Below are 14,188 nucleotides of genomic sequence, written 5' to 3'. Positions count from 1 at the left end.
CAGCGCCCGCCCGCGTGGTCAGAAGACTTAGACAGTCGTCCAGCCGCCGTCCACTCCCATCGAGTGACCGGTGACGAATGAAGCTGCATCCGACAGCAGCCATTCCGCAGCTTTAGCTATTTCCTCCGGCAGTCCGACACGGCCCACCAGATGTTGCGCCTTGTACTTTTCAAAGTGCGACGCGTACTCGGGGTCGCGTAGCGCTTCCTTGACGAGCGGCGTCATGATCAGCCCCGGCAACACCGCGTTGACACGAATGTTGCGACAGCCGTAATCCACCGCCGCTGCCTTGGTCAGCCCGATCACGCCATGCTTCGCGGCAATGTAATCCGCCGCGCTCGGCACGGCCACGACACCCAGCGCGGAAGCAGTGTTCACGATGGAGCCGCCACCGGTTTGCAACATGGCGGCAATCTCGTGCTTCATGCAAAGAAACGCGCCGGTAAGGTCGACGTCGACGACGCGTTGCCATTCAGCCGCACTGATGTCGTGAAACGACTTGTGGCTAGGAGCAATGCCAGCGTTGTTGAACGCGCCGTCCAGTTTGCCGTATGCCGAGACCGTCTGCTCGACGAGCGCCACCACGCTCGCTTCATTTGCGATATCCGTCTTCACGAACATCGCCGTGCCGCCCTGAGCAGAAATCTGCTTGACGGTTTCTTCGCCACTCCCGACGTCGATGTCGGAGACGACCACACGCGCACCGGCCTGAGCAAAAATCAGGCTTGCTGCGCGCCCGATTCCGCCGCCCGCACCCGTCACAATGATTGCACGACCATCCAGGGTTCCTTGCACGTCTACCTCCATGTAAGTTTGCGTCGTCGAGGCCGTCAAGAGACGACGCCTGCCGGCCCGTGAGTCGATACGTATCGTTCAGACTGCCGTCCAGCCGCCGTCGACGGCCATCGAATGGCCCGTCACGAACGACGCCGCATCGGACAGCAACCACTTCACTGCCGCGGCGACCTCTTCCGGCTGTCCGGGACGCCCCACCAGATGCTTGGCCTTGATCTCGTCGAAATGCGCGGCATAGGCCGGGGCGCGCAGCGCTTCCACGACGATGGGCGTCATGATGAGGCCCGGCAGGACTGCATTGACCCGCACGCCACGCGTGCCGTAGTCGACCGCTGCGGCCTTCGTCAGACCGATGACGCCGTGTTTGGCCGCGGTGTAATCGCCAGCCACGGGCATGCCGACCACGCCAAGCACCGATGCGGTGTTCACAATCGCGCCGCCACCGTGTTTGAGCATTGCTTCGATTTCGTACTTCATGCACAGGAACACGCCCGTCAGGTCCACATCGATCACCCGCTGCCATTCTTCGAGACTCACCTCGTGCAGCACCTTGTGACTCTGTGCGATGCCAGCGTTGTTAAAAGCGCCGTCGAGCCGTCCGTATTTGGTGAGCACTTTCTCCACCATCCCTGCGACGCTGTCTTCGTTGGCGACGTCCGTTTTGATGAACATCGCCGTGCCGCCCTGCGCCGCGACCAGTTCGACCGTCTCCGCGCCGTTCTTCTCGTCGCGATCAGACACGACAACCCTGGCACCTGCAGCGGCCAGCGAAAGGCTCGCCGCCCGGCCGATTCCACCACCTGCGCCTGTAACGATAATTGCGCGGCCGTCCAGTTCCTTGTCCATAACTTCCTCCATGTCTCAGATTGGGGTGTAACTGCATTACGGTGAACAGCCGCGCGGCACCGCCTTCGCGAGTTGCCTCACGACCCTGAGTCGTTATTGCGGCCGATTCAGTTGCGACGCATCGACATACACGCGGTAATCCGTGATAAGGCCGTGCGCATTGACGTTGAGGACATCGACGAAGGGAGCGTCGAGCTTCTGACCCAAGCCATCGACGTACAGCACGCGACCCTCGCAGATGGCGACGCCATCAACCGACCAGAACCGTTGAGCTGTATGCGCAATCGACTTCAGCGACTGAAGCACTGACGTCACCACGCTCACGATCGGCTCCCGACCATGAATCGCTTCGCCGTTGCCGAATACGAAACGTGCATCGTCGGCGAGGAAGGTTCTAAAAGCCGCCATGTCCTGCTGGTCGATCGCAGAGAGCATGTCGCGAATTTTCTGTTCCATAGGTTGTCCTGTCTCCGTCCATTCAGTTGAAAGCGGCTGGCAATCCTGCCTGTTTGCCTCGGCCGCACGTGTGACACCAGAACAACGTATCTGATGTCCTCTCCCAGCTCCACCATCTATGTAGCATTACTAACTTAAGTGGAAAAATTTTCATCAAGGCCGCGCACCGACTCCGACTACACCTGATTCAGCAGCGCTTCGCCCTCTTTCAGTCTGCGGCAATTCTCTATCAGCACCGCAATGCTGCGCGCGAGTGTCTGCGGTGTGAGCCATGCCACATGAGGCGTAGCAATGACATTCGGCAGTCCAAGCAGTGGATTGTCCCGGGGAACAGGTTCTGTAGCGAATACATCCAGCCCGGCGGCGGCTACCTTGCCCGATATCAGCGCGTCGTGGAGCGCCCGCTCGTCGACCAGTTCACCGCGCGCGGTGTTGATAAGGACAGCGCCTTGCTTCATTGCACTGAATGCCGCGGCATCCAGCAGACCGCGCGTGTCCGGCGTTAGCGGGATGTGCAACGAGACGATATCGGCCTCGTGAAGCAAAGCTTCCAGCGACGCCGCCTTCCGCGCAGCGTCATCCGGCACCGCATGGCGGGCGTGATAGATGACCCGCGCGCCGAGCGCGACAAGGGCGGCCGTCAGCTTGCGCGGTATCGAACCGTATCCGACAAACCCGACCGTGCGGCCAGACAGTTCGCTCACGCTGTCATACGTATCGGGCGGCAGTTCCCAACCCGCACCGTGCCGGCTCGCATTGTCGAGGTAACCCAAACGACGCAGCGAGGCCAGCATCAGCGTCAACGTGTGTTCCGCGACGGCCTGACTGTTGCAACCCGGCATGTTGGCCACCGCTATGCCAAGGGACCGGGCTGTCTCGAGGTCGATCGTGTTCACGCCCACGCCAATTTTCTGCACCAGCTTCAGCTTTGGCGCCGCCTTGAGGACAGCCCCGGTCACAGGCGTCAGGACGTGAAGCAGGACGTCTGCATCCTTGAGTTCGTGACGCAGCGCGTTCGCATCGTGTTCACCCACAAAGGCGATATCGAGCCACTCGGGCGCGCTCTTCAGCAAGGCCTCGCGAAAACCCGTGCTCGCGCGATATTGCAGGACGGCTTTCATGCAGGACTCCGCACCGGCAACGCGGACCAGCCGGCAAAAGTGGCGCTCGCGCCGAGTTGCTCTTCGATGCGCAGGCCCTCGTTCCACTTCGCCATCCGTTCGGAGCGCGAGAACGAACCGACCTTGAGTTGTCCGGTGTTCCAGCCGGTCGCAAGATGGACGATAGTGGTGTCCTCGCTTTCGCCGGACCGGGCCGACACGATCGTGCCCCAGCCGAGCTTCCTGGCGGTGTCCATCGTGTCGCGCGTTTCCGTGACGGTGCCCGCCTGGTTGGGTTTGAGCAGCACGGCGTTGCACTGACCTTGCGCGGCGGCAGCGCTCACCCGACCCGCATTGGTGACGAGGAAGTCGTCGCCGATGACCTGAACCGTGTCGCCCACCGCCGCCGTGAAGGCACGCATGCCTTCGGGATCGTCCTCGCCGAACGGGTCTTCGACTGATGCGATCGGATAGCGCTTCAACCACCCGAGCATGACCTCGAGCCATTCGTTCGTGTCGTACTCACGGCTCTCGAGCGCCAATTTGTAACGCCCTTTCCGGCCGAATTCCGAAGCGGCGATGTCCAGCGAAATGGCGACCTCGTCGTGCCGGTACCCGGCCCGCTCGATGGAACGGGTCAGCATCTCCAGCGCCTCCTCGTTCGAAGAGAATTCCGGCCACCATCCGCCTTCGTCAGCCACACCCGTCCGGCGGCCGAGCGAGTCCATCAAATCGCCCGCCGCGCGATAGACTTCAGCCACCATAAAGAGCGCTTCGTCGAAACTCTGTGCCCCTACCGGCATCACCAGAAAATCCTGAATGTCGGTGCGTCGACCCGCATGCGCGCCGCCGCCGAAAATCTGGATTTCCGGTAGTGGCAGGCGCACCGGCTCACCTGCCGCGAGGTATCGCCACAACGGCACGCCAGCCGCCGCAGCGGCGGCATTCAGCACCGCCATCGAGGTCGCGATGGTCGCGTTGCCACCAAGGCGCGCCTTGTTTGGCGTCCCATCGAGGGCGATCAATGCAGCGTCCACGCCGGCCTGGTTCATCGCGTCCATGCCGGTCAACGCGGGCGCGATGATGCCGCGGACATTGGCCAGCGCGCACTGCACGTCAAAACCGGCGAGCCTCGTGCCACCGTCGCGCAGATCGATCGCTTCGTTGCTCCCGCGCGATGCGCCCGCAGGGGCAATACCGCGGCCGCGCGTGCCGTCGGCCAGTTCGACCTCGACCTCAACCGTGGGGCGCCCGCGTGAATCCCAGATGCGGCGCGCGGTGATTTTCCTGATCAGTGTTTTCATGCCTGTTCCTTGCTCCAGCGGTTCCGGATGGCGTCGAGCGTGCGGGGTGCTTCCACGACGAATCGTTTTGCAAAGCGTCGCACCTTGGCGCGGTCTTCTTCTGTGTTCAGATATTCCACGGGAGACTTCCCATCGACCCTCGCAAGTAGCAGAGCCGGGAGCAATCTTGCCGCGCGCGCCTCGAGTGCCGCTGCGTTTTCCCATGAAGCGCCTGCGAAATAGGCATCGTTGAGCGCGTCGAAACAGGCGAGATAGCCCGCCGTAGCGTCAGGGCGATGCATGCATTTGAGCAGCAGATGCGTCATGCAGAACGCGACATCGAATGCTGGGTCGCCATACCACGCGCACTCGGCGTCGAGGAACACCGGACCGCCTTTGCCGATGAGGATGTTCTTCGGACTGACATCGCCATGCACAAGCGCGCGTCTTGTTTTCGCGGTGTCTTCACTCAGTTGTTTCAGCGCGTCTGCGCAATCCGGATTGGCTGCCGCGCTCGCCAGAAAATACGGTTCCAGACGCAACGCGAAAAAGTTCGCATCAGTCGAGAACGTACTCGCCAGTGTTTCGTCATTCGCGGTGGCGCGATGAATGGTGGCAAGCGTTTCGCCGACGGCACGGGCGGTCTCGACACTGGCGACGCCGCCAAGAAGGTCGCCCTTCCACAGGCGATAGTCGCGCGGATCGAGAAAGGTCATTGCAAAGGCGCGGCCCTCTCCATCTTCACCCAGAATCGACGGAACGCACCCTGGCACCAGCGTCGACGCGAGCCGCATCCATGCCACTTCGGCTGCGTTGCGTTCGAGAGGCGCCGACCAGTCGGCAGCGACCTTGAGTTTGGCGAGTGCCCGTTTGACACAGACAACTCCCTGCGAGGTTTGGACGCGCACGATTTCCGAGGAAACGCCGCCGGTCAGCGGCGTCAGAACCGGCTGCTCCGCCGGGCCGACAAGCCGCATTCTGCGTAACGACTCCAGAAGCGCGAGCGCACTATCCGCGTCCAGGACAACTTCCATTCCGCTGTCTCCTACTTGTTGGGTTGTGTTGAGACAACTATAGTCGACTAGGCACACGTGTGCAATGAAATTTCTATAAACTCTGATCATCGGTGTTCACGCGTCCCAAGCAGTGGCGGATTGTTCGCGTTTACCCCGCTATAAATGACCTTTAACGCAGGAGCGAACGCTTTGACAAACCCGATATCGACTCCGATAATGGGCACACGTGAACCCAGCCGATTAACCCTGGAACACATTGTGGTTCCGACCGCTTACCACAGGAGCACCGTATGAAAATCACCCGCTTCCAACAGGGCGAACTCGTCGCCTTCGGCAATCTGCGCGACGACGGCAGAATCGAATATCTATCTGGCTCGCCGTTCGAGGGAGAGCCTCACCTGACGGGCGAGTTCGTTGCACTCGACAGTGTGAAACTGTTGTCACCGGTCGCGCGGCCGCGCATTTTTGGCGCCGGATTCAACTATGTTTCGCACATCAAGGAGACTGGTTGGGAAACGCCGACGCGCCCGGCGCTCTTCGTGAAACCTGAATCGACACTCGCCGGCCCGAACGACCCGATCGTGTACCCGGCGGCCGGCGAGGTGGTTCACTACGAGGCTGAACTCGTCGTCGTTATGGGTCGCACCGCAAGGCGCGTGTCGCAAGCCGATGCGCTCAGCCACGTGCTCGGCTACACCTGCGGAAACGACGTAAGCGATCGGGTGGTCCAGAAGGAAGAAATGGCCTTTGGCTGCCTGTTCGCAGGCAAGGCCTTCGACACGTTCGCCCCGCTCGGCCCCGTTATCAACACTGAGCTCGACCCGTCGAACCTGAACATCATTGGCCGCCTGAACGGCGAAGTCGTGCAGAAAGGCAACACCTCCGACCTGCTCTTTTCGGTGCCCTATCTCGTCGCTTACCTGAGCTCCTTCATGACGCTGGAACCCGGCGACGTCATCATGACGGGCACCCCTTCCGGCATCGGCGAAATCAAGCCGGGCGACGTCTTCGAAGTCGAGATTGAAGGCATTGGCGTTCTCTCCAATCCGGTGATTGCCGAGCGATAAAGGAGCCGCGCCGGTTGGAACCTGCCGGCGGCTCGACTCGAGCCGCCGACGTTGCATGCTATAAAAGCATCTATACACAAAAACGGAATGCAGGTAACCAACATGTGGAGCGACGCAACGTCGGACCCCAAGGCTCCCACCCGCGGCGGAGCGGGCGTCACCATTCGAGACATCGCGCAGGCGCTGAACGTCTCGCATACCACCGTCTCCCGCGCGCTCGCGGATAGCCCGAAAATCAGCGAAGAGACCAAGGCGCGCGTTCGCAATGCGGTCGAGCAGCTCGGCTACGTGCCGTCAGCGTCCGCGCGCATGATGCGCGGTGCCCGCAGCTCACTGGTTGGGTTGGTCATCCCGGACGTTCAGAACGATTTCTACGCGACGGTCGCAAAGAGCGTCGCCGACGCGCTTGCCGCCCGCTCGATGCATCTGCTGCTGTCGGTCACCGACGACAACAGCGACCGCGAGCTGCGGGAACTGCGCGCCATTCTGGAAACCCGGCCCGCCGGCATCATCATTGTCCCCACGGCTTCGCCGCGCGCTGAAACGCTCGCGCTGCTTGAGAACGTCGAAACGGTCCAGCTGGTACGGGTCGCGTCGCGCCTGACGACGCAAGCCGTCGTCATCAACGACCGCGAGGGCATCCAGATGGCGACCCGGCACCTGCTCGCCTATGGTCACAAGCGCCTTGCCTTCGTCGGCGGCGACGCGTCGCTCAGCACAGGACGCAACCGGCTCGCCGGCTTCGAGGACGCACTCAAGGAACACCGGCTCAAACCGGCTGCGGTCGCGCTCGGCGCGCCAAGGCCGGAATTTGCACGGCATGCCGTCACCAGCATGATGTCAGCCCGAAACAGGCCGACCGGACTCGTGCTTGGCAGCGCCGAGCTGACGCTGGGCGCCCTGCAGGCGCTGCGCGCGCTGCACCTCGACTGGCCACGCGATGTCTCCGTGGTCGGCTATCACGACCCGGCCTGGTTCGAACTCGCGGTCGGCGGTATCACGACAGTTCGCCTGCCCGTCGAAGACATCGCAGCAACCGCAACGAGCGTGCTGCTCTCGCGCGCGCTTGAAAACCATTCCGACGAAGCGCGCACCGAACCGGCGGCCAATATCGAGTTCGCGCCCACGCTGGTTTTGCGAGGATCGACTGCCCCGTACGCCGGCTAGCAGGTCGACCGGGCTTCGCATACAGGACCGGCCCTCGCTGCGGCCGGTCCTGTATGCCTTCAACGCCGCGGTCAGTTGCGCGTGGCCGCCCACTTCTTCAGCTCGGCATGCGCAACCTTCTCCGCGCGCAGCATGAACTCCTCTGCCGACGGCGGCGAATAGCACAGTTCGAGATTCATACCGCCGGGGTCTTTCAGGTACAGCGAGTGAAACGCCCCGTGATCGACGTAAGTGCAGGCGTAGCCCTCAGCCTCGAGTCTGGCGCGGAAGTACTCGATCGATGCATCGCTGTCCACGTTGACGGCAATGTGATGGTGATACACCGTGGGCACGGTGAACGGCGGCTCGCCGTCATAGAAATCGGGATAGTCAAAGAACGCGATTGAGCTTCCGTCGCCCATTTCGAAGAAGAAATGGCAGTACGGGGACGCCTTGCCGGTGAAAACCTCATCCGGAATACGCAACGCGATTGTCATCGGCATCTCCAGAATGTCTTCGTAGAAATGCCGGGTCTTCTCGACGTCGCTGCAGTAGTACGCATGGTGGTTCAGCCCGCGAACCCGGCTTTTCGCACGACGGGCGATGACCAGTTCCTTGTCCTTCGGGTCAATCGCGGTTTCGCCGACCGCGCCAAGGACATTGTCTTCCTGATGGGACATTCTTGTGCTCCTCCGTTGGATTGGTGAACCCGGCCAGTGACGGCCGGTTATGATGCCGCGCGGTGTCTAGGCGAGCGGCCTTGAGTCGACAACCGTTCTGTTTGCAAGTCGAGGCGCCAGCCATTCGGCCACCTCGGAACAGGGTGCGAGCCACACGTCGTCGTGAGCCTTGAGCCTCGCGAGGAACCGGCGCATGACCTGCCACAAGCGCTCGTCCGCGCCAAAGAGGTACGGGTGAAAAATGACCGTGAGCTGCTCGCCGCCGGCGAGTGCCGCGTCGAATCCGTCGTTGAGTATCCGCTCCCATTCGTCGGCCGACGCGGGACTCGCGCGGTCACCGTGCGCGGCACGAAAGTCGCCGAGGTCCGCGTCGATCAGATAGGCATCGACGTGGCGCCAGGCGAAAGGGAGGATCGTCAGCCCTTCTTCAAAACGAACACCGGGTTCGCTGGCCACGGGAGAGCAATAGGAAAAGCCGTGCTCCCTGAGGAGCGCGAGGGATGGCGCGTCGGCCACTCCGCCGGGTGGCCGGAAGCCTACGGGAACGATGTCGATCGCCCGAAGGGCAGCCAGGCTTTGTGCGAGATTCGAGCGTTTCTGTTCGAGCGGCATGCGCCCCCAGTTCTCATGGCCCCACGTATGCCAGCCAATTTCATGTCCAGCGGCCTGCAGCTCTTTCATCTGCTCCGGATATCGCTCAGCATTCACCGCCTCGATGAAGTAGGTGATGCTCAGGCCATCGAGGTCTTCCAGCAACTTCGGCAGGACATCAGTCGCGGTGAAGTGGCTGCCTATCGCACTGCCTGGGGGCCACCGTCCCATGTTGATGTCGCAAGCCTCGCCCAGGTTGTCGAGCGTCACGCACACACAGGCGCGACGACGTTGCGGCCCCCACGCCGTTGACTCGGACAGTGCCATTGCCTCTCCCGCAAAAGTGACGGCGAGACGCCTCGCCTCTTCCAAACTTCAGTTTTCAGACTCAAGCATAGGAGATAAGGCACACGTGTGCAATCTGGTTTACCCGACTCGCGTGACAGTAACGATTCGCCGCGATGCGATTCTCGCGATCATCGAAGCACCGCCAATTCACGCCGAAGTCGCGGCGCTGCCCGGCGTTTCAACCCTTTCCGACGTGATCGCTCCGGCTGAGAAGCGAAGTGCGCGAGACAACTCGTCGGCAATTTCCAGCGCCTTTGGCGTAGCGATCTCGACGAGTTGCTCAATCGACATCCGGTCCGCGTCCACCGTCAAACTGACGCCTGCTACCGGCACATTGCCGCTATCCAATACCGGTACGGCAACGGTGCGCAGGCCGTACGCATTTTCTCCGTCCGACACCGCATAACCCTGGTTGCGAACTTGCCGCAATCGTTCGAGCAGCGCATCCAGATCGGTCAACGTGCGTTCCGATAGCTTGGTCCGCTCGGAGCTTTCCAGAATCTCAATCTGTCTCGCTTCGGGCAACCATGCGAGCATGGCGTGGCCGTGTGCGGATGCGTAAGCGTCACCTTGATTGCTTACTGTTTGATCCGGGATACCGCGCGCAACTCTTCAGGCGTGGCCGTGCCGAAGCCAAAAAACTCCAGATAGGCCGGAATCATTTCGTACAGCATGTCGGTACCGACTTGCACTGCGCAGCCCTTGTCTTTCGCCGCCCGTAATAACGGCGTGTATTCGGCTTTCATCACGACTTCGCCAACGAAGGTCGTGGGATCGATGCGGTCGACGTCGAACGGAATCGGATCACCGTCTTTCATGCCGAGCGGCGTCGCGTTCACGATCAGATCGAAACCAGCCGGGTCTTTCGATCCAGTGGTCACACGAAGCTCCGGATAGTGCTCACGCAGCCGGTCAGCGAGTGCTTCCACCGAAGGCGTCGCCATATCGAACAACGCCATTTCGCCGACGCCCGCACCGGCCAGCGACGCCGCGATCGCCGAACCCACACCGCCGCTGCCGAGCACCAGCACGCGCGCGCCCTTCAGCTCCCGCCCCTTTCGCTGCACGCCGCGCACGAAGCCGGCGCCGTCGAACTGGTCGCCCAGCAGCGTGCCGTCTTCACGCTTGAGGATCGCGTTGCACGCCCCCGCGATACGGGCAGTGGGCGTCATTTCGTCGACGAGGCCAGCGGTCGTCACCTTATGCGGCATGGTGACGAGCGCGCCACGAATGTTGGTCATGCGGAACAGCAGAGGCAGCAAGGCCTTGTAGTCGTCCGCCAGCACGCCCATCGGCACCACAACCGCATCGATAGCGTTTTTGTCGAACCACGGGTTGTAAATCAATGGCGCCTTAAAACCCTCGGTCGGATAACCGAGGTGGGCAATAAGGGTCGTCTTTCCGCTAATCATGGCTGCACTCCTTCTTCAGGTGTGTCGGATTCAGGCATCAATCTCGACACGCCGCACATCGCCGACAATGAAGATGTACGAAAGCGCGCCGATCAAAGCCGCAACGCCAACATAACCCAGCGCGTAGAAAAACGAGCCGGTTTTTGCCACAATCAGGCCGATCACGAGGGGCGTTTGTTCACGGTGTGTCTCCGGAAGATATCTTTCTAATGATTCGCGGCGTCTGAAGTTCCCGCGTTTGCTTACGATATGCGGCGCCGTGCCTTTCCTCTGAGCGCAATCATGTTCGACTGATCGGATACCGTCCAATACTTAATTTCAATTTCCGATACCGTTCTGGCATGGCAATCATTTTTGAGCCTGATCACCCGCGACCCGCTTCGCGGCAGCCAGAGTCGCACGCAATCGTTCGTCCAATTCCAGCGACTCGGCGAGCCGGCGATTAGGCACCTCAAGACCGAATGGAATGCCGGCGGGTAGCGCGGCGACAAACTCTTGCAGCGGCAAGCCGCCCTCACCCGGCAGCAAACGATCGTAACGAGCCTCTTCAGAGATCCCCGCTGTCGTATCTGGCGCTGTTCCACTGGCGTCGCAGAATTGCGCGTATCTGATGCGAGCCGGATCGACGACTGCGATGTCGCTGACTTTTCCGCCGCTGCGAATCAGGTGAAATGGATCGAGCAGCATTGCACCATTGGTTTGCCCCGCTTCACTCACGATCGCATTGGCAGCCTGAATGCTGCCGACGCCAAGCCACGCTGCGAATTCGAGCGCGCACCAAATGCCAAAGGGCGCCGCCAGTTCGCACAGTTGCGCAAATTTGTCGACTGCCAGCGAGCGGTCGGCAATATCGATCAAGGTCAACGCATTGTGCGCGCCAAGACGCGCGGCGGTCTCGAACACACGCCTGAAGTCCTGCACGTCGCGCTCGGGCGTGAGTAGCATCACTTCGATATCCAGCACTTCCAGACCGGTATCGCGCAGCCGTGCTTCCGTTTCAAGCAGCATTGGCGAGTCGTCGAACATCGGATGCTGCGGCTCGCCTGCACGGAACGGGCTCAAGCGCAGACTAACCGCGTCGTAGCCCGTGCGGCTCGCTGCCGCCACCAGTTCGGGTGGCGGCAGCTGGATTGCGGTGAGCGGTACAAGGGAGTAGAGCCGTGTCATCGCATCGTCCCCGCGTTAACCTGCTTCACTCATGGTGGGCTCGGCATGCATTTGCTCGTGCGCAACCCGTTTCAACAGATCGAGTGCGACGTCGACAATCATGTCTTCCTGGCCACCCACCATCTTGCGACGACCCAGTTCAACGAGAATGTCCACGGTTTTAAGGCCGTACTTGCTCGCCGCCACTTCCGCGTGACGCAGGAAGCTCGAATACACGCCGGCGTAGCCGAGCGCGAGTGTTTCGCGGTCCACGCGCACCGGACGGTCCTGCAATGGACGCACCAGATCATCAGCGGCATCCATCAGGCGGTACAGATCGCAGCCGTGATTCCAGCCCTGACGCTCGGCCGCCGCAATGAACACTTCCAGCGGCGCATTGCCCGCGCCTGCACCCATGCCGGCCAGACTCGCGTCGATGCGGTCGCAACCTTCTTCCACCGCCACCAGTGAGTTTGCGACGCCGAGACTCAGATTGTGATGCGCGTGCATACCGGTCTGCGTTTCCGGCTTCAGCGCATCCTTGAACGCGCGGAAGCGATCGCGAATATCGTTCATGCCGAGTGCGCCGCCCGAATCCACCACATACACACAGGTCGCACCGTAGCTTTCCATCAGCTTAGCCTGTTCGGCGAGCTTCTGCGGCGAGGTCATGTGGCTCATCATCAGGAAGCCGACCGGGTCCATGCCGAGTTCACGGGCGAATTCCAGATGCTGACGCGAGACGTCCGCCTCGGTGCAGTGCGTGGCGACCCGCACGACGCGCGCACCGGCGTCGAACGCATTGCGCAGATCGTGCGTGGTGCCGATGCCCGGAATCAGCAGCGTGGCAATCTTCGCCGTCTTGACGCTTTCCGCCGCGGCCGCGATCCACTCGACATCAGTATGCGCACCAAAGCCGTAGTTGAAGCTCGATCCTTCGATACCGTCGCCGTGCGCGACTTCGATACTGTCGACGCCCGCTTCATCCAATGCCGAAGCAATCGCCTTCACGTTCGCGATGCTGTACTGATGGCGGATCGCATGACTGCCGTCGCGCAGCGTGACGTCGGAGATATAGAGTTTTTTATCGAGCGATGTCATTACACGGCCTCCTTGTGACCGCGCGCAATGCCGGCAGCCATGCGGCGGCGCGCCATCCTGTCAGCGCACGCGAGCGCGGCCGACGTCATGATGTCGAGATTGCCCGCATACGAGGGCAGATAGTGAGCGGCGCCCTCCACTTCGAGAAACACCGAGGTTTTGAGGCCGTGCTTCGGACCGATGCCAGGCACGTTCAGCGGTTGCTCCGGCGGAATCACATCGAACTGCACCTTCTGCTTCAAACGATAGCCGGGCACGTAGGCCTGCACGCTAGCCACCATCTGCGCAATGCTGTCTTCAATGAGCTGTGTGTCGACCAGATCTGACAACACGAATACCGTGTCGCGCATGATCAGCGGCGGCTCGGCCGGATTGAGCACGATGATCGCCTTGCCGCGTGTTGCGCCACCCAGTATTTCGATCGCACTGCGCGTGGTCTCGGTGAATTCGTCGATGTTGGCGCGTGTGCCCGGGCCTGCCGATTTGCTTGAGATCGACGCGACGATTTCCGCGTAATGCACCTTCGCCACGCGTGACACTGCCGCGACCATCGGAATCGTCGCCTGACCGCCGCAGGTGACCATGTTCATGTTGTTGGCGTTTTCGGCTTCGAGGTTGATCGCAGGAATCACATACGGGCCGATCGCCGCAGGCGTCAGGTCGATCACCTGCACGCCGTGTTGCTGAAGCACATCGTTGTGACGCTTGTGCGCGCCTGCCGAGGTGGCGTCGAACACGATGTCGATGTCCTTGAACACGTCGAGTTTCAGCAAGCCGTCGATCCCGTCAGCGGTCGTCGCCACGCCCATGCGTTCAGCACGCGCGAGGCCGTCCGATTCTGGATCGACGCCGACCATCGCGCCCATTTCGAGGTGCTTGCTGTTGCGCATCACCTTGATCATCAGATCGGTGCCGATGTTGCCCGGCCCGATGATCGCCACCTTAACCTTGTCAGTCATTTCCCCTCCGGAATCATTGCTTCATGCCTTGGGAAGCGCCGCGCTGCCATCCACGACGCGGTCCGCAACGGTCTTGCCGCCACGTCCCCAGCAATCGGGCGGCACTTCTTCAACCAGTACGCGCACGCCGTCAATCGGCATGTCGAGGCTTTCCGCCATTGCCTGCGACACGCTTTCGATCAGGCGCCGTTTCTTCTCGGGGCTACGGCCCTCGAGGATCTTGATCAGAGCAATCGGCATCG

At 61.5% G+C, this 14,188-nt stretch carries 16 protein-coding genes and 1 pseudogene; 2 read left to right on the top strand and 15 right to left on the bottom strand.

Going from position 1 to position 14,188, the window contains the following annotated elements:
* Nucleotides 1-27: 27 nt before the first annotated feature.
* The 6 genes from PQR32_RS17315 to PQR32_RS17290 all read right to left on the bottom strand — a co-directional run bounded on the left by PQR32_RS17315 (nt 28) and on the right by PQR32_RS17290 (nt 5,514).
* Nucleotides 28-795: a glucose 1-dehydrogenase gene (locus PQR32_RS17315; RefSeq protein WP_408229066.1), complete on the bottom strand. Its 768-nt coding sequence runs from the start codon at nt 793-795 to the stop codon at nt 28-30.
* Between the two features lie 78 nt (nt 796-873).
* Nucleotides 874-1,641, bottom strand: a complete 768-nt coding sequence (locus PQR32_RS17310) for an SDR family oxidoreductase (protein ID WP_408229063.1) — start codon at nt 1,639-1,641, stop codon at nt 874-876.
* Between the two features lie 93 nt (nt 1,642-1,734).
* Entirely contained in the window at nt 1,735-2,097 is a 363-nt protein-coding gene (locus PQR32_RS17305; protein WP_408229060.1) for a nuclear transport factor 2 family protein, read from the bottom strand.
* A 176-nt stretch (nt 2,098-2,273) separates the two neighbouring features.
* Entirely contained in the window at nt 2,274-3,170 is an 897-nt protein-coding gene (locus tag PQR32_RS17300) for a 2-hydroxyacid dehydrogenase (RefSeq protein WP_408229057.1), read from the bottom strand.
* Nucleotides 3,171-3,214: 44 nt separating this feature from the next.
* Complete coding sequence (gene eno / locus PQR32_RS17295) at nt 3,215-4,501, bottom strand: phosphopyruvate hydratase (RefSeq protein ID WP_408229054.1); 1,287 nt, start codon at nt 4,499-4,501, stop codon at nt 3,215-3,217.
* Nucleotides 4,498-5,514, bottom strand: a complete 1,017-nt coding sequence (locus tag PQR32_RS17290) for a phosphotransferase family protein (protein ID WP_408229051.1) — start codon at nt 5,512-5,514, stop codon at nt 4,498-4,500. The genes eno and PQR32_RS17290 overlap by 4 nt, the downstream gene beginning before the upstream one ends.
* 272 nt (nt 5,515-5,786) lie before the next feature.
* Here PQR32_RS17290 and PQR32_RS17285 point away from each other — a divergent pair, with 272 nt between their 5' ends.
* Both PQR32_RS17285 and PQR32_RS17280 read left to right on the top strand, forming a co-directional pair.
* Nucleotides 5,787-6,563, top strand: a complete 777-nt coding sequence (locus tag PQR32_RS17285; protein WP_408229048.1) for a fumarylacetoacetate hydrolase family protein — start codon at nt 5,787-5,789, stop codon at nt 6,561-6,563.
* 102 nt (nt 6,564-6,665) lie between these two features.
* Nucleotides 6,666-7,730 carry a LacI family DNA-binding transcriptional regulator gene (locus PQR32_RS17280; RefSeq protein ID WP_408229045.1) on the top strand — a complete coding sequence of 355 codons (1,065 nt, stop codon included), beginning with the start codon at nt 6,666-6,668 and terminating at the stop codon, nt 7,728-7,730.
* 71 nt (nt 7,731-7,801) lie between these two features.
* Here PQR32_RS17280 and PQR32_RS17275 read toward each other — a convergent pair whose 3' ends face one another.
* The 9 genes and pseudogenes from PQR32_RS17275 to PQR32_RS17235 form a co-directional block, all read right to left on the bottom strand.
* Nucleotides 7,802-8,389: a VOC family protein gene (locus tag PQR32_RS17275; protein ID WP_408229042.1), complete on the bottom strand. Its 588-nt coding sequence runs from the start codon at nt 8,387-8,389 to the stop codon at nt 7,802-7,804.
* Nucleotides 8,390-8,455: 66 nt separating this feature from the next.
* Nucleotides 8,456-9,307: a polysaccharide deacetylase family protein gene (locus PQR32_RS17270; protein ID WP_408229039.1), complete on the bottom strand. Its 852-nt coding sequence runs from the start codon at nt 9,305-9,307 to the stop codon at nt 8,456-8,458.
* 168 nt (nt 9,308-9,475) lie between these two features.
* Complete coding sequence (locus PQR32_RS17265; protein WP_408229174.1) at nt 9,476-9,925, bottom strand: IclR family transcriptional regulator; 450 nt, start codon at nt 9,923-9,925, stop codon at nt 9,476-9,478.
* Complete coding sequence (locus tag PQR32_RS17260) at nt 9,907-10,740, bottom strand: shikimate dehydrogenase family protein (protein WP_408229036.1); 834 nt, start codon at nt 10,738-10,740, stop codon at nt 9,907-9,909. The genes PQR32_RS17265 and PQR32_RS17260 overlap by 19 nt, the downstream gene beginning before the upstream one ends.
* Before the next feature lie 30 nt (nt 10,741-10,770).
* Nucleotides 10,771-10,914: pseudogene (locus PQR32_RS17255) on the bottom strand (MFS transporter); the annotation flags it as partial.
* A 174-nt stretch (nt 10,915-11,088) separates the two neighbouring features.
* On the bottom strand, nt 11,089-11,907 hold the full coding sequence (locus PQR32_RS17250) for a sugar phosphate isomerase/epimerase family protein (protein WP_408229033.1): 819 nt from the start codon (nt 11,905-11,907) through the stop codon (nt 11,089-11,091).
* Between the two features lie 15 nt (nt 11,908-11,922).
* The gene (gene dmpG, locus PQR32_RS17245) at nt 11,923-12,987 is read right to left on the bottom strand and encodes a 4-hydroxy-2-oxovalerate aldolase (RefSeq protein WP_408229030.1); all 1,065 of its coding nucleotides are present in this window, start codon (nt 12,985-12,987) and stop codon (nt 11,923-11,925) included.
* Complete coding sequence (locus PQR32_RS17240; protein ID WP_408229027.1) at nt 12,987-13,946, bottom strand: acetaldehyde dehydrogenase (acetylating); 960 nt, start codon at nt 13,944-13,946, stop codon at nt 12,987-12,989. The genes dmpG and PQR32_RS17240 overlap by 1 nt, the downstream gene beginning before the upstream one ends.
* 21 nt (nt 13,947-13,967) lie before the next feature.
* Nucleotides 13,968-14,186 (bottom strand): 2-hydroxymuconate tautomerase family protein, encoded by a 219-nt coding sequence (locus tag PQR32_RS17235; RefSeq protein ID WP_408229024.1) that lies wholly within the window; start codon nt 14,184-14,186, stop codon nt 13,968-13,970.
* Nucleotides 14,187-14,188 lie beyond the last annotated feature (2 nt).

The organism is Paraburkholderia dipogonis (genome assembly GCF_046027395.1).
Taxonomy (GTDB): Bacteria; Pseudomonadota; Gammaproteobacteria; order Burkholderiales; family Burkholderiaceae; genus Paraburkholderia; species Paraburkholderia dipogonis_A.
Note: the sequence above shows the minus strand (reverse complement) of the source record. Positions and strands in the feature narration are given on the sequence as shown.

Bases quoted from the DNA above. Each gene is read 5' to 3' on its own strand.
- PQR32_RS17280 (WP_408229045.1), top strand. From the start codon at position 6,666: ATGTGGAGCGACGCAACGTCGGACCCCAAGGCTCCCACCCGCGGCGGA.
- PQR32_RS17310 (WP_408229063.1), bottom strand. From the start codon at position 1,641: ATGGACAAGGAACTGGACGGCCGCGCAATTATCGTTACAGGCGCAGGT.
- PQR32_RS17250 (WP_408229033.1), bottom strand. From the start codon at position 11,907: ATGACACGGCTCTACTCCCTTGTACCGCTCACCGCAATCCAGCTGCCG.
- PQR32_RS17275 (WP_408229042.1), bottom strand. From the start codon at position 8,389: ATGTCCCATCAGGAAGACAATGTCCTTGGCGCGGTCGGCGAAACCGCG.
- PQR32_RS17290 (WP_408229051.1), bottom strand. From the start codon at position 5,514: ATGGAAGTTGTCCTGGACGCGGATAGTGCGCTCGCGCTTCTGGAGTCG.
- PQR32_RS17305 (WP_408229060.1), bottom strand. From the start codon at position 2,097: ATGGAACAGAAAATTCGCGACATGCTCTCTGCGATCGACCAGCAGGAC.
- PQR32_RS17270 (WP_408229039.1), bottom strand. From the start codon at position 9,307: ATGGCACTGTCCGAGTCAACGGCGTGGGGGCCGCAACGTCGTCGCGCC.
- dmpG (WP_408229030.1), bottom strand. From the start codon at position 12,987: ATGACATCGCTCGATAAAAAACTCTATATCTCCGACGTCACGCTGCGC.
- PQR32_RS17240 (WP_408229027.1), bottom strand. From the start codon at position 13,946: ATGACTGACAAGGTTAAGGTGGCGATCATCGGGCCGGGCAACATCGGC.
- PQR32_RS17285 (WP_408229048.1), top strand. From the start codon at position 5,787: ATGAAAATCACCCGCTTCCAACAGGGCGAACTCGTCGCCTTCGGCAAT.
- PQR32_RS17235 (WP_408229024.1), bottom strand. From the start codon at position 14,186: ATGCCGATTGCTCTGATCAAGATCCTCGAGGGCCGTAGCCCCGAGAAG.
- eno (WP_408229054.1), bottom strand. From the start codon at position 4,501: ATGAAAACACTGATCAGGAAAATCACCGCGCGCCGCATCTGGGATTCA.
- PQR32_RS17260 (WP_408229036.1), bottom strand. From the start codon at position 10,740: ATGATTAGCGGAAAGACGACCCTTATTGCCCACCTCGGTTATCCGACC.